This window comes from Roseibium aggregatum, from assembly GCF_014692675.1.
Taxonomy (GTDB): Bacteria; Pseudomonadota; Alphaproteobacteria; order Rhizobiales; family Stappiaceae; genus Roseibium; species Roseibium aggregatum_C.
On record NZ_JABFCZ010000005.1, the window covers coordinates 183,055 to 196,087 of the forward strand.

At 60.6% G+C, this 13,033-nt stretch carries 11 protein-coding genes; 8 read left to right on the top strand and 3 right to left on the bottom strand.

Annotation, left to right across the window (positions count from 1 at the left end; all coding sequences use genetic code 11):
* Window positions 1–20 precede the first annotated feature (20 nt).
* From HK439_RS05670 to HK439_RS05680, 3 genes are all read left to right on the top strand, one after another.
* Entirely contained in the window at window positions 21–2,645 is a 2,625-nt protein-coding gene (locus tag HK439_RS05670) for a TRAP transporter permease (RefSeq protein WP_190290413.1), read from the top strand.
* Between the two features lie 14 nt (window positions 2,646–2,659).
* Entirely contained in the window at window positions 2,660–3,088 is a 429-nt protein-coding gene (locus HK439_RS05675; protein WP_190290414.1) for a universal stress protein, read from the top strand.
* 132 nt (window positions 3,089–3,220) lie between these two features.
* The gene (locus HK439_RS05680; protein WP_190290415.1) at window positions 3,221–3,958 is read left to right on the top strand and encodes a cytochrome c biogenesis CcdA family protein; all 738 of its coding nucleotides are present in this window, start codon (window positions 3,221–3,223) and stop codon (window positions 3,956–3,958) included.
* Between the two features lie 22 nt (window positions 3,959–3,980).
* Here HK439_RS05680 and HK439_RS05685 read toward each other — a convergent pair whose 3' ends face one another.
* Window positions 3,981–5,165 carry a hypothetical protein gene (locus tag HK439_RS05685; protein ID WP_190290416.1) on the bottom strand — a complete coding sequence of 395 codons (1,185 nt, stop codon included), beginning with the start codon at window positions 5,163–5,165 and terminating at the stop codon, window positions 3,981–3,983.
* A 174-nt stretch (window positions 5,166–5,339) separates the two neighbouring features.
* Between HK439_RS05685 and glmU the strand changes: the two genes are divergently transcribed.
* The 3 genes from glmU to HK439_RS05700 all read left to right on the top strand — a co-directional run bounded on the left by glmU (window position 5,340) and on the right by HK439_RS05700 (window position 9,108).
* On the top strand, window positions 5,340–6,701 hold the full coding sequence (gene glmU / locus HK439_RS05690) for a bifunctional UDP-N-acetylglucosamine diphosphorylase/glucosamine-1-phosphate N-acetyltransferase GlmU (RefSeq protein ID WP_190290417.1): 1,362 nt from the start codon (window positions 5,340–5,342) through the stop codon (window positions 6,699–6,701).
* 125 nt (window positions 6,702–6,826) lie between these two features.
* Window positions 6,827–8,653, top strand: a complete 1,827-nt coding sequence (gene glmS, locus HK439_RS05695) for a glutamine--fructose-6-phosphate transaminase (isomerizing) (protein WP_190290418.1) — start codon at window positions 6,827–6,829, stop codon at window positions 8,651–8,653.
* Window positions 8,653–9,108, top strand: a complete 456-nt coding sequence (locus tag HK439_RS05700; RefSeq protein ID WP_190290419.1) for a GNAT family acetyltransferase — start codon at window positions 8,653–8,655, stop codon at window positions 9,106–9,108. The genes glmS and HK439_RS05700 overlap by 1 nt, the downstream gene beginning before the upstream one ends.
* A 37-nt stretch (window positions 9,109–9,145) precedes the next feature.
* Here the strand turns inward: HK439_RS05700 and HK439_RS05705 are convergent, their stop codons facing one another.
* The gene (locus HK439_RS05705) at window positions 9,146–9,526 is read right to left on the bottom strand and encodes a YbaN family protein (RefSeq protein ID WP_190290420.1); all 381 of its coding nucleotides are present in this window, start codon (window positions 9,524–9,526) and stop codon (window positions 9,146–9,148) included.
* 144 nt (window positions 9,527–9,670) lie between these two features.
* On the opposite strand from HK439_RS05705, the gene HK439_RS05710 reads away from it, so the two are divergent.
* The gene (locus HK439_RS05710; protein WP_190290421.1) at window positions 9,671–10,423 is read left to right on the top strand and encodes a DUF502 domain-containing protein; all 753 of its coding nucleotides are present in this window, start codon (window positions 9,671–9,673) and stop codon (window positions 10,421–10,423) included.
* A gap of 8 nt (window positions 10,424–10,431) precedes the next feature.
* Here the strand turns inward: HK439_RS05710 and recG are convergent, their stop codons facing one another.
* Window positions 10,432–12,603 carry an ATP-dependent DNA helicase RecG gene (recG, locus tag HK439_RS05715; protein WP_190290422.1) on the bottom strand — a complete coding sequence of 724 codons (2,172 nt, stop codon included), beginning with the start codon at window positions 12,601–12,603 and terminating at the stop codon, window positions 10,432–10,434.
* Window positions 12,604–12,715: 112 nt separating this feature from the next.
* Between recG and HK439_RS05720 the strand changes: the two genes are divergently transcribed.
* Complete coding sequence (locus HK439_RS05720) at window positions 12,716–13,027, top strand: succinate dehydrogenase assembly factor 2 (RefSeq protein WP_190290423.1); 312 nt, start codon at window positions 12,716–12,718, stop codon at window positions 13,025–13,027.
* Window positions 13,028–13,033 lie beyond the last annotated feature (6 nt).

Here is a 13,033-nt window from a genome sequence, read left to right on the forward strand (position 1 = left end):
TCGGGGATCCGGGGGCGGACATGTCAGAGCAAGCCAGGCAAAATTCGCAAGTCGATGTCGACCTGATGGTCGCGGAAGTGGAAAGCGGCGCGCGGACGGCGGCCGGATTCGCCGGAAAATTCATTCTCGCGCTGGCCTTCGTCTGGTCGCTGTTCCAGCTCTATATTGCATCCAACATTCCCTTCATTCTGACGGAAAACCTCGGGGTAAACCTGGTCTTCAACAATCAGGAAGCCCGCGAGATCCACCTGGCCTTTGCCCTGGTTCTGGCCATGCTGGCCTATCCGTTGTTCAAGAAAAGTTCGCGCCATCATGTGCCGGCCTATGATTGGGTCCTGGCAATCATCGGCGCCGCGTCCTGTCTCTATCTGCTTTATTTCAAGAACGACATCGCCGACCGCGCTGGCCTGCCGACCACCGCCGACCTGGTCTTTTCCACTCTCGGCATGCTGAGCCTGGGCATTGCGGTCTTCCGGGCCCTCGGCCTTCCGCTGGTCATCGTTGCATCCGTCTTCGTCTTCTACGTCTTTTTCGGCCACCTCTCGTTCATGCCGGAAGCGATCCAGTGGAAGGGGGCGTCCTTCGGCAAGGCCATGTGGCATTTCTGGATGCAGACGGAGGGCGTCTTCGGCGTTGCCCTCGGCGTGTCCGCTTCGATGATTTTTCTGTTTGTCCTGTTCGGCTCGCTGCTGGAGAAGGCCGGCGCCGGCAACTATTTCATCAAGCTCGCGTTTGCGCTCCTTGGCCATCTGCGCGGCGGCCCGGCCAAGGCGGCCGTTGTCGCCTCCGCGCTTTCCGGTCTTTATTCCGGTTCCTCGATCGCCAACGTGGTGACGACCGGAACCTTCACGATCCCGCTGATGAAACGCACCGGCTTCAAGCCGGAAAAGGCGGGCGCGGTTGAAGTGGCGTCTTCCACCAACGGCCAGCTCACACCGCCGGTCATGGGGGCCGCGGCCTTCCTGATCTCCGAATTCACCGGCGTTGCCTATCCGGTGCTCATCAAGCACGCCTTTCTGCCTGCGCTGATTTCCTATATCGCGCTGGTCTATATCGTTCATCTGGAGGCACTGAAACTCGGCCTGACAGGTCTGCAGAAGCCTCCGGCAACCATGACCCTGGCGCGCAAGCTCGCCGGCGTGCTGCTCGGCTTCATCCTGATGGCGGTCCTGGCCTCCGCCGTCTATTACGGCCTGGGCTGGATCAAGGTCGCCTTTCCGGACATGACCTTCGCCACGGCCTCGCTTCTGTTTCTGGTGGCCTATCTTGTCCTTCTGATGGTCGCCGCCCGGCATCCCGATCTGGAAATGGACGATCCGAATGCGCCGATGGATGTTCTGCCCAGGGCCTGGGACGTGGCGGTAACCGGATTCTATTATCTCCTGCCGATCGTCATCCTGATCTGGTGCATCCTGATCGAGCGGCTGTCGCCGACCCTGTCCGCCTATTGGGCGACGGTCGCCATGATCCTCATCGTCCTGACCCAGCGGCCGCTGAAAGCCTTTTTCCGCAAGGGCGGCAGCATGACCGCAGCCTTTGCCGAAGGCTGGAGGGATTTTATCGACGGCATGATCGCGGGCGCCCGCAACATGATCGCCATCGGTGTCGCCACGGGCGCGGCGGGGGTAATCGTCGGTACGGTTTCTCTGACCGGTCTCCATCAGGTGGTCGGCGAGTTCGTGGAATATCTGTCCGGCGGCAACCTGATGGCCATGCTGCTTCTCGTTGCCGTCATGAGCCTCGTCCTCGGCATGGGGCTGCCTACGACCGCGAACTACATCGTCGTGTCATCCCTGATGGCACCCGTGATCGTCTCGGTCGGGGCACAGAGCGGTCTGATCGTCCCGCTGGTCGCGGTTCATCTGTTCGTCTTTTATTTCGGCATTCTCGCAGACGATACCCCGCCAGTCGGGCTTGCCGCCTTCGCTGCGGCCGCGATATCGAAAGGCGATCCGATCAAGACGGGTATTCAGGGTTTCACCTATGATATCCGCACCGCGCTCCTGCCGTTCCTGTTCATCTTCAACACGGAACTGCTCCTGATCGATGTCGGACCATTCAAGGCGGTTTTCATATTTGTCGTCGCCGTCATTGCCATGATGCTGTTTGCAGCCGCGACACAGGGCTACTTCCTGGCAAAGAGCCGGATCTGGGAATCGGCGGCGCTGCTTCTCGTGGCCTTTACGCTGTTCAGACCCGGCTTCTGGCTGGATTATGTCCAGCCGCCATTCAAAGACATTCCCGGAACCGAAATCGCGCAACTGGCTGAGAAGGAGCCGGACGGCGGCACGCTCAGGGTCGTGATGCGCGGCCCGGACTACAAAAACCCGGACCAGATCGACTACCTCACGGTCCTCTTGCCCCTGGGAGAGAAGGCGGACGGCGTCAGCCGGCTTGAAAAGATCGGCGTGATCGTGAACGACGTCGACGGCAAGGCCGTGCTCGACGAACCGTTCCCCGGCAAATGGCTTGACCTGAAGACCAACGGGCAATTCGACTATTATGCGGACGCGCCCGTCGAGATCGAAAAGGTCGAAATCGATGCCACACGGGTTGCCAAGGAAATCTTCTATATTCCTGCAATTCTGCTGCTCGGTCTCATCGTCTTCCTGCAAAGACGGCGCGCCACGGTTCCGGCATTCTGACCGGGGAGGGGAAAATGTATACGTCTATTCTGGTTCCGATTGACCTCAACGAGGAAAGCTCCTGGCGCAAATCGCTGCCGACGGCCATTGCCATGGCCCGGACCTTCGGCGCCGACCTTCACGTCATCACCGTCGTGCCCGATTTCGGACAATCAATCGTCGGCAGCTATTTTCCCGAAGGTTTCGAAGCGCAGGCGCTTGAGAAAACCTCCGAAATGCTGAAGGAATTCATCGGGCAGAACGTGCCAGACGACATCACCTGCAAGGGGCATGTCGCTCATGGGACCATCTACGAGGAAATCAACAATGTCGCCGATAAGCTCGGCTGCGACCTGATCGTCCTCGCATCCCACCGGCCGGAACTGAAGGATTATCTTCTGGGGCCGAATGCGGCCCGCGTCGTGCGCCATGCCGGGCAATCGGTTCTGGTTGTGCGCGAATAACCGGTAGCTTATCCACACGACTGCGACGACACGCCTCTCGCAAAGGTGAGGCGACTGTGTCTTTGTGCCTCGCTATTACATGCTTGGATCGTTATTGGGTCCACGCAGGAAAGCCGGGTTAAGAGAGTACATATGCTGCAACAAGTCACGATACTGGGCGCACTCTTTGCAGGGGTATTGTCCTTCGTCTCTCCCTGCGTTCTGCCCCTGGTGCCGCCTTACCTCGGATTTCTTGCCGGCGTCTCCATGGAGGAACTGACCGGGAAGAGCGACGAGAAGTCAGCGTCCCTGAAAGTCTTCATATCCGCGCTGGCATTCGTGGCGGGCTTTTCGACCGTCTTTGTCATTCTCGGCGCAAGCGCGAGCTTCATCGGTCAGTTCGTTACCCAGTATATCGAGGTTCTCGGCTATATCGCCGGTATCCTGATCATCATCATGGGGTTGCATTTCCTGGGCGTATTCCGCATCGGACTTCTTTACCGGGAAGCGCGCGTCCATGTGGAGCGCAAGCCGGCCGGTCTCATCGGCGCCTATCTGCTTGGGCTGGCCTTTGCCTTCGGCTGGACCCCCTGCGTCGGTCCGATCCTGTCGGCAATCCTGTTTGTTGCCGGCTCCGAAGCCACCGTCGGCAAGGGCGCAATTCTGCTCAGCGCCTATGCGCTTGGCCTTGGCATTCCTTTCCTGCTTGCCGCTGCTTTTGCCGGCCCGTTCATCCACGCCATGACACGGTTCCGCAGGTATATGGGCGTTGTCGAAAAGGTCATGGGCGGCGTCCTGATTCTGACCGGGATCATGTTCCTGACCGGCCAGTTCGCGACGTTGTCCTACTGGCTCCTGGAAACCTTTCCGGTCTTTTCGCAGATCGGTTGATCGGCGGTCGCCTTATCCAGGCTCAATTCGCCTTGGACATTTCCAATTCCGGGAGAGGATCTCCGACATAAAGCGCCGGGTGGCAGGTGCCTGTGACCTCCAGAAGTCGCAGGCAGGCCACCGCGGCATTGGCCGCGTTTCCGAACGGTCCGACAAGAAGCGCGTAATTGTCGTCCATATCGGACTTGGCGATGACCGGCCTGAGGTCCCGCATCCGTTCCTCGTTTTGCTCCTGGAAGGTTTTCCAGGCTTCGGCAGCTTTCTGAGGGCTCGGGTACCTCCCGACGACCGCGCCGAAATCGGAATGATTGATGAGGGAGGTGCCGGCCCCTTTCGAGCGCCCCACCGGTTTGCTCGGCGTGATCAGCGGCGGTTTGACGTCCGCAGGTTCCGGCGTATCCGCAGGGGCAATCGAGCCGGTAACAACCGGATCCGCTCCGGCTTTCGGAAGGTCGGCTATCCGTACCGGCTCAAATATCCTGTCGGGCCCGGTCTTGTTCCCGGCGGCGGCGATTGCCGCCTGACTGCTCTGCTGCAATTGCTTGCGCATTTCGGTATCATTGCCCGATAACGTTTCCGGTGCGGGGACGGACTCGATCCGTTTCTGGACCGCCTTGTCGCTTTGCTCGACCGGCATTTCCACCTTGTGCGGAGAGGCCGGGTGAGGGGATGCGGAGGTGGCGGCCGGAGGTTTGGGCGGGGCGGCCTTCACTTTTCCCGGCATCGGGGCAGGTTGCGCGGATTTGCTGTTAGGGGTGGCCTCTGTTTTGGCAGCGACCCCTTGCTTCAGCTCCTCTTCCAGAGCCGCGATCCGGCGGGAATAGGAGACGTTCTGTTCGGCAAGCGCGCCCAGCCGACGTCGCAGCGCGACCACTTCCCGTTGCAGGGTTTCTATTTGCGAATTCTTGATTTCGTCGGCGCCGGTCGCAATCCTGCCGTTGACCGTCGGCATCAATGCGACCTGCGGATCGCCCGCGCTGTTGCCGATAGACGCGGTCGTTGCTACATCGCCGCCCGGCGGCAGGATCTGACCGTATCTTGCGGACATCCGGTCCGGGCCGGCTTCGCGGCCGAATTGCAGGGACGCAAACCCGATGCTTCCGAACAGGATGGCGGCAAAGGCCCAAGACAACAGGGAAAGCCGCTGAGGTGTCAGCGTCTCCTTGACGATCTGTCTGATCGATGTCTTGGCCCGTTTGTCAGGCAACTGGAAATCCCGAGGTAGAGTGCATGCGAATCTGATGAACGTCACTTCCATCAGACCGTAATTATAGTTAACGAACAAGAAAGGCCTTCTTGAGATCAGACAGTTCTTTCAATGTCCTGTGGATCGGGGCATACAGGCGGGAAGAACGCGGCCGAAAGGAGGGAAATTATCCTGATGACCAAGCGCAATTGTCTATCCATCGTGCTGGCTGCCGGCCTTGGCACCCGCATGCGCTCGGACTTGCCGAAGGTCATGCATCCCGTCGGCAATCTGCCGCTGATCGGCCACGTTCTGAAGGCATTGGGAAATGCAGCGTCGGACCGGGTGGCAGTCGTCATCGGACCGCAGATGGAAGATCTGGAAAAGCTGGTCAAAATCCTCGCGCCCGACGCCGGTTGCCATGTCCAGGCCGATCGCCTTGGTACAGCCCATGCCGCCCTGGCAGCCCGCTCTGCCATGGACACGCCGGCGGACGATGTTCTGGTTCTTTTCGGTGATACACCGCTGATCACGCCGGCATCGATCGATACCGTCCGTAATGCGCTGGCCGAAGGGGCCGATGTCGCCGTTCTGGGTTTCGAGGCCACCGATCCGTTCGGCTACGGCCGCTTGCTCGTCAAGAATGGCAAGCTTCAGGCGATACGTGAAGAAAAAGATGCAACAGAAGAAGAAAGAAAGGTTTCTTTCTGTAATTCGGGCATCATGGGATTCCGCGGAACGATCGTGCGCGACTTGCTTGAGGCGATCGGAAACGACAACGCGAATGGCGAATATTATCTGACCGACGCCGTCGAGATCGCAAATTCCAGGGGGCTCAAGGTCGTGGCCGTCTCTGCCGATGAAGAGGATGTGCAAGGCATCAATACCCGCGGCCAGCTTGCCGGCTGCGAGGCCGTCTTCCAGAAGCGGATGCGTATCGCGGCGATGGAAAACGGCGTGACCCTGCAGGCGCCAGAAACGGTCTTCTTTTCCCATGATACGGTGCTGGAGCCGGATGTGACCGTGGAACCGAACGTGGTGTTCGGCCCGGGCGTGACCGTTGCCTCGGGTGCGCGGATCCGGGCATTCAGCCATCTTGAAGGCGCGCATGTCGGAGCCGGAAGCATCGTCGGCCCCTACGCCCGGCTGAGGCCTGGGGCGGAGCTTTCCGAAAATGTTCACATCGGCAACTTCGTGGAAGTCAAGAACGCGACGATCGGAACCGGCGCCAAGGCCAACCACCTGGCCTATATCGGCGACGCCAGTGTCGGGGCGGGCAGCAACATCGGCGCAGGGACGATCACCTGCAACTACGACGGCTTCGGCAAACACAGGACCGACATCGGTGCCGGAAGCTTCATCGGCTCCAATTCCACACTGGTTGCGCCGGTCTCGCTCGGCGCGGGCGTCTATGTGGGCGCGGGAAGCGTGGTGACCGAGAGCGCGGAAGCGGATTCGCTCGTCATCGGCCGGGGACGGCAGGTGGTCAAAGCCGGTCGGGCGGCCGAGATCCGGGCGCGATTCAAGGCCGCCAGGGAAGCAAAAACCAAAACCTGATCAACAGGCTTGGGCAATTCTGACGATCCTCCTGTCACGAACTGAAACAGGGTTTGATTTCAATCCCCTGCCAGGCGTCGTCTAAACGTTTCGCGTCGAATCCGGTTTTAATAAAGGTACATTGCATGTGCGGGATTGTCGGAATTCTCGGAAATACGGATGTCGCTCCGCGCCTCGTGGATGCGTTGAAGCGGCTGGAATACCGGGGATACGATTCAGCAGGTGTCGCAACACTCGAGAACGGCACACTCGTCCGGCGTCGCGCGGAAGGCAAGCTGCGGAATCTGGAAGCGCTCCTGGAGAGAAGCCCGCTGGCCGGCACGTCAGGGATCGGCCACACCCGCTGGGCCACACACGGCGCTCCGACGACTGCGAACGCCCATCCTCATAAGGCCGGCGGGGTCGCGATCGTCCACAACGGCATTATTGAAAACTATTTGGAACTGCGCGACGAAATCGCAGCCAGGGGCACGCGGACGGAAACGGAAACCGACACGGAAGTGGTCGCCCATCTGGTGAATCTTGAGCGGGAGAAGGGCCTCTCGCCGCAAGAGGCCGTCGCTGCCGTCCTGCCGCGGCTCAAGGGCGCCTTTGCGCTCGCCTTCCTGTTCGAAGGCGAGGAGGATCTGCTGATCGGCGCCCGCAAGGGATCGCCCCTGGCGGTAGGCCATGGCGAAGGCGAAATGTTCCTCGGCTCGGACGCCATCGCGCTGTCGCCGTTCACCGACCGGGTGACCTATCTGGAAGAAGGCGACTGGGCGGTCGTAACCCGCAACAGCGTTCGAATTTTCGACAGCCGTAACAACGAAGTGGAGCGTTCCGAATCCAGGTCCAGCGTCACGGCCGCGCTGATGGACAAGGGAAATTACCGTCACTTCATGGCCAAGGAGATCCATGAGCAGCCGGAAGTGATCGGGCATACCCTGTCGCGCTATATCGACCTGGGCGCGAAGCAGGCGAACGTGTCCGGTATCGAGACCGCCGGTTTCGCCAACCTGAACCGGCTCGTCATTTCCGCCTGCGGCACCGCCTTCTATGCCGGACTGGTCGCGAAATACTGGTTTGAGAAATACGCCCGCCTGCCGGTGGAAATCGATATCGCATCGGAGTTCCGCTACCGGGAGAGCCCGATCGGCAAGGGCGACTTCGCCCTGTTCATCTCCCAGTCCGGGGAAACGGCGGATACGCTGGCCTCATTGCGGTATTGCAAATCCCATGGGGCGGTCATCGGCACGGTGGTCAATGTGCCGGAAAGCACCATCGCCCGGGAAGCGGACGTGATGTTCCAGACCATCGCCGGGCCGGAAATCGGTGTCGCCTCGACCAAGGCCTTCACCTGCCAACTCGCCGTCCTGGCAACGCTTGCCATTCACGCCGGCCGCATCCGCGGTGTCCTGTCTCCGGAACGGGAGGCCGATCTGATCGAGGGGCTTGCCGCCATTCCGGGTCTCGCCGTGCAGGCCCTCAAGCAGGAAATCGCGATCGAACGGCTTTCCCAGCCGCTGTCCCGCACGGCAAATGCGCTTTACCTGGGCCGGGGCACGAATTTCCCGCTGGCCCTGGAAGGAGCCCTGAAGCTCAAGGAACTGTCCTACATCCATGCGGAAGGCTATGCGGCCGGTGAACTGAAACACGGGCCCATCGCCCTGATCGACGAGAACATGCCGGTTTTCGTCATCGCTCCCCATGACGGAATTTATGAAAAGACCGTCTCGAACATGCAGGAAGTGGCGGCCCGCGGCGGAAACATCGTCCTGATTACCGATGAGAGGGGGGCCGCGGAATGCGGTGACGTGGCCGGCAAGATCGTGGTCATGCCCGATGTCCACGAGATCGCGGCGCCGATCATCTACGCCCTGCCGGTCCAGTTGATCGCCTATTACACGGCCGTCTTCATGGGCACGGACGTGGACCAGCCGCGCAATCTCGCCAAGTCGGTGACGGTCGAGTAATGCCCGTTCCGACCGGCTATTCCATCGTCGAGTTCCAGGAAGAATACCGTAAACCGGTTATCGCCCTATGGCAGGCATGCGGGCTCGTGCGGGCCTGGAACGATCCGGACAAGGATATCGACCGCAAGCTGGCGGACCGCAACGGCGGTTTCTTCGTCATGCTTTACCGGGATCCGGCCTCGGGCACAGAAACGGTGATCGGCTCGGTCATGGCCGGTTACGACGGCCATCGCGGCTCGATCTACTATCTCAGCATTGCTCCTGAGCATCAGGGATCCGGTTGCGGCCGGCAGCTCATGACCCATTGCGAAGACTATCTGATCGATCTGGGATGCCCGAAAATTAATCTGTTCGTCCGCAAGGACAACGAGCAGGCAGCCGCCTTTTACGAAGGGTTGGGCTATATCATCGAAACCAGTCTGGCTTTCGGAAAGCGGCTGATTCCGGACGATTAAGGATTTGCCCGACTGAGGATCTGCCCGTTGTCCCGGCTTAAGACCCGGTGCCAGGCCCCGCCACCGACGGGCGCGTCCCTACGTAGAGCCCGCATGCCACCATGAACACTCCGACGACGACGGCAAGCCAGAGTTTGGGATGCGCCGCCCATAAAAACACGAGAAATCCGAAGGCCATACCGGACAGGGCGTAGATTTTCGCCTTCACCGGCACAACGCCGTGCTCACGCCAGTTGCGCACCGGCGGTCCGATCTTCGGATGGTCCAGGATCCGCTTTTCCAGCTCCGGCGAAGAGCGGGCGAATGCGGCCGCCGCGAGGATGAAAAAAATCGTCGTCGGCATGATCGGCAGAAAAATACCAATAACGCCGGCAGCCACGCAGCCGAGCCCGAGGAGCTTGAAGGTGGTGCGCCTCAAAGGGCTGCCTCCGTTTCGTGCAGTCGATCGCGCGGATCGCGCAAAATTAATCCAGCTACGGGATACCGCAGCGCACTTAAAACAACTATGTAGTGGACTTGGAAAAGAATTGCGACGGTTTCGTCGTATCAAGAGGTGTCCATAATGACGCGCGACAACACCAGGGAAGACAGCCACGGGTCCGGCCCGAAAAGCCGCGCAACGACCCGACTGCGGAATTATTTCCTGACCGGCCTTGTCATCGCGGGCCCGATCGGCATCACCCTCTGGCTTACCTGGACATTCATCCAGTGGGTCGACGGCTGGGTGAAGCCCTTCGTGCCGAAGATCTATAATCCGGATACCTATCTGCCGTTTCCTGTCCCCGGTTTCGGGCTGATCGTCGCGATCGTCCTGCTGACGATCGTTGGTTTCGTTACGGCCAACTTCGCCGGCCGCAGCCTGCTGTCCTTCGGTGAATCCCTCGTCGGGCGCATGCCGCTGGTCCGAAACATCTACAGCGGACTGAAACAGATCTTCGAAACCGTGCTGGATGAGAGGGGCAGCAGTTTTACCAAGGCCGCCCTGATCGAATATCCGCGCAAGGGCCTTTGGGCGATCGTCTTTATTTCGACCCAGACCAAGGGAGAGGTTGCCCGCCGTTTGAGCGACAAGGCCGATCTTGTCTCGGTCTTCCTGCCGACGACTCCGAACCCGACCTCAGGTTTTCTGCTGTTCGTTCCCCGTGAGGACATTATCGAGCTCAAGATGTCGGTTGAGGACGCTGCCAAGCTGGTGATTTCAGCCGGTCTGGTCAATCCGGATTATCCGGAAATCCTGGACGACCTGATGGAACCGAAGCCGGACCAGAAAGGCCTTCCCAGGACGCCCGCGGATAAGCCTCGCGAAAACGCGTAAGCGCCCATCTAGCCGGCGCGCAACAGCCGGATCGCTTCGTCCCGCCCGAACAGATAAAGCAGGCAACGCAGAGCCTGGCCCCGTTCGGATTGCAGCTCCGCGTCTGTCTCCAGGATCAGCCGGGCGTCGTCGCGCGCCGTTTCCATCAAATCCGCGTGGTGTTCCACCTGGGCGATCCGGAAGCCGGGCGTGCCCGACTGACGGGTGCCAAGGATTTCGCCGCCGCCGCGCAGGCGCAGGTCTTCCTCGGCAATCAGAAAGCCGTCGTTGGTCTCGCGCATGATATTGAGCCGCGCCTGTGCCGTTTCCCCGAGCGGTCCCTTGAACAAAAGCACGCAGGAAGACGGCTTGTCCCCACGGCCGACACGGCCGCGCAGCTGGTGAAGCTGGGACAGACCGAAGCGTTCGGCATGCTCGATGACCATGATGGTCGCGTCAGGCACATCGACGCCGACCTCGATCACGGTCGTGGCCACCAGAACGCGGGTTTCTCCGGACTTGAACGCGGTCATGGCCGCGTCCTTTTCGTCGGCGCTCATGCGCCCGTGAACGAGGGAAACCCGCTGCTGGAGGACCTGTTCCAAGACCCGGTGCCGGTCTTCCACCGCCGCGAGATCGATTTTTTCGGATTCTTCCACCAGCGGGCAGACCCAATAGACCTTTTGTCCCTCGCGGACGGCGGCGCCGACACGCGCAATGATCTCGTCCAGCCGGTCGAGGGATGCGGACACCGTCTTGACCGGCTTGCGTCCGGCCGGCTTGTCGGTCAGTCGGGAAACGTCCATGTCGCCGAAACAGGTCAGAACCAGCGTGCGCGGGATCGGCGTGGCGGTCATCACAAGCACATCGACGCCCTTGCCCTTGGCCGACAGGGCCAGTCGCTGGTGGACGCCGAAGCGGTGCTGCTCGTCGACGACGACGAGACCGAGATCACGGAACGTGACCGATCCCTGAAACAGCGCATGGGTGCCGACGGCCAGGTCGATTTCACCGGCATCCAGCTTTTCCTGGGTGATCCGGCGCTGCTTCTGGCTGTCCTTGCCGGTCAGAAGCGCGATCCGGATGCCGGCCTTTTCGCAGAGCGGCAACATGGACGCATAATGCTGGCGTGCGAGAATTTCGGTAGGAGCCATGATCGCGCCCTGGGCGCCGCTTTCGATCACCTGGGCAAGGGCGGCGAGGGCAACGACGGTCTTGCCGGAGCCGACGTCGCCCTGCAGCAGTCGGAGCATGCGCACCGGTTCCGCCAGGTCCTGATTGATTTCGGAAATGGCCGTCTTCTGGCTGTCCGTCAGTTGAAAGGGCAGGGCGGCAATCACCGCTTTCTGCAGGCGGCCTTCCGGCTTGCGTGCAATCCCGCCGAGCTGGCGCATGTTAGCGCGCACCAGCGCCAGCGCCAGCTGGCTTGCCAGCAATTCGTCATAGGCAAGGCGTTGTATGTAAGGGCCTTCCGGCGATATGTCGGACTGTTCCTGCGGAAGATGGACCGTCCTGACCGCCTCGGCGAAGTCCGGCCATTGGGTTTGCCGAAGATAGGCATCGTCCAGCCATTCGGGAAGCGTCGGTACCCGGTCTGTTGCGGTCTTGATCGCTTTTTGAAGCGTTTTTGAGGCCAGTCCCGCCGTCAGTGGATAGATCGGCTCCACCGGCGGCATGGCCGCGGCTTCTTCCGGCTTCAGCACATAATCCGGATGCACCATCTGCGGGCGTTCATTGAACCAGTCGACCTTGCCCGAAACGATCCGTCGCTCGCCTTCCGGGAACATCTTTTCCAGCCAATCCCGGTGCGGGTGGAAAAAGACGAAGGTGATCGACCCTGTGTCGTCGAAGGCTGAGATCCGGTAAGGCGCCTTGCCGTGGCGCGGTCCGGGCATGTGCCGGTCGATGGTTACGTCCAGCGTGACGATGTCGCCGTTTTCCGAGTAGGCGATTCCGGGCTTGTGACGCCGGTCGATCACGTTGTGAGGCAGGTGGAACAACAGGTCCGCAATCGTCGCCTCCCGGTCGGGTTGGGAGGTCACCAGCGAGGACACCAGTTTCGACATCTTCGGTCCGATTCCCGGCAGCGATGAGACCGGGGCAAACAGGGGATCGAGAACCGAAGGACGCATGACGGACGTTGACTTCCTGACTGGGGCGGACGAGTTGTTCTTGTGCCACGAAGCGCGACTTGTTCGCAATGTGGGACAGGAACGCTGACAGGAACGTTCTGCAACGCTATATAGCGCCCAGCGACACCGCACAGGCCACTCCTGCCGGCTAAGGCGCCGGCAAAAGCGAACAGGTTTCACAATGAGCGAACTTAAAACCGACCAGGGCGCGCCGGAACGGGACAACCGGCGCAAGAAGATCCTGTTTCGCTGCTGCCACCGGGGTATCAAGGAAATGGATCTGCTTTTGGGCGGCTTTGCCAAGGCGCAGATCGATGACCTGAGTGACGATGAGCTGTCCGAACTGGAACAGCTTCTGACTGCCAATGATCATGACCTCTATGCCTGGATAACGGGCAGAACGCCTTTGCCGGCCGAATGGGATGGTCCTCTCTATCGCCGCATCATCGCCTATTGCGAAGAAGCGATCGCCGCCGGCATTCCGCTGAAGTGAAAATCC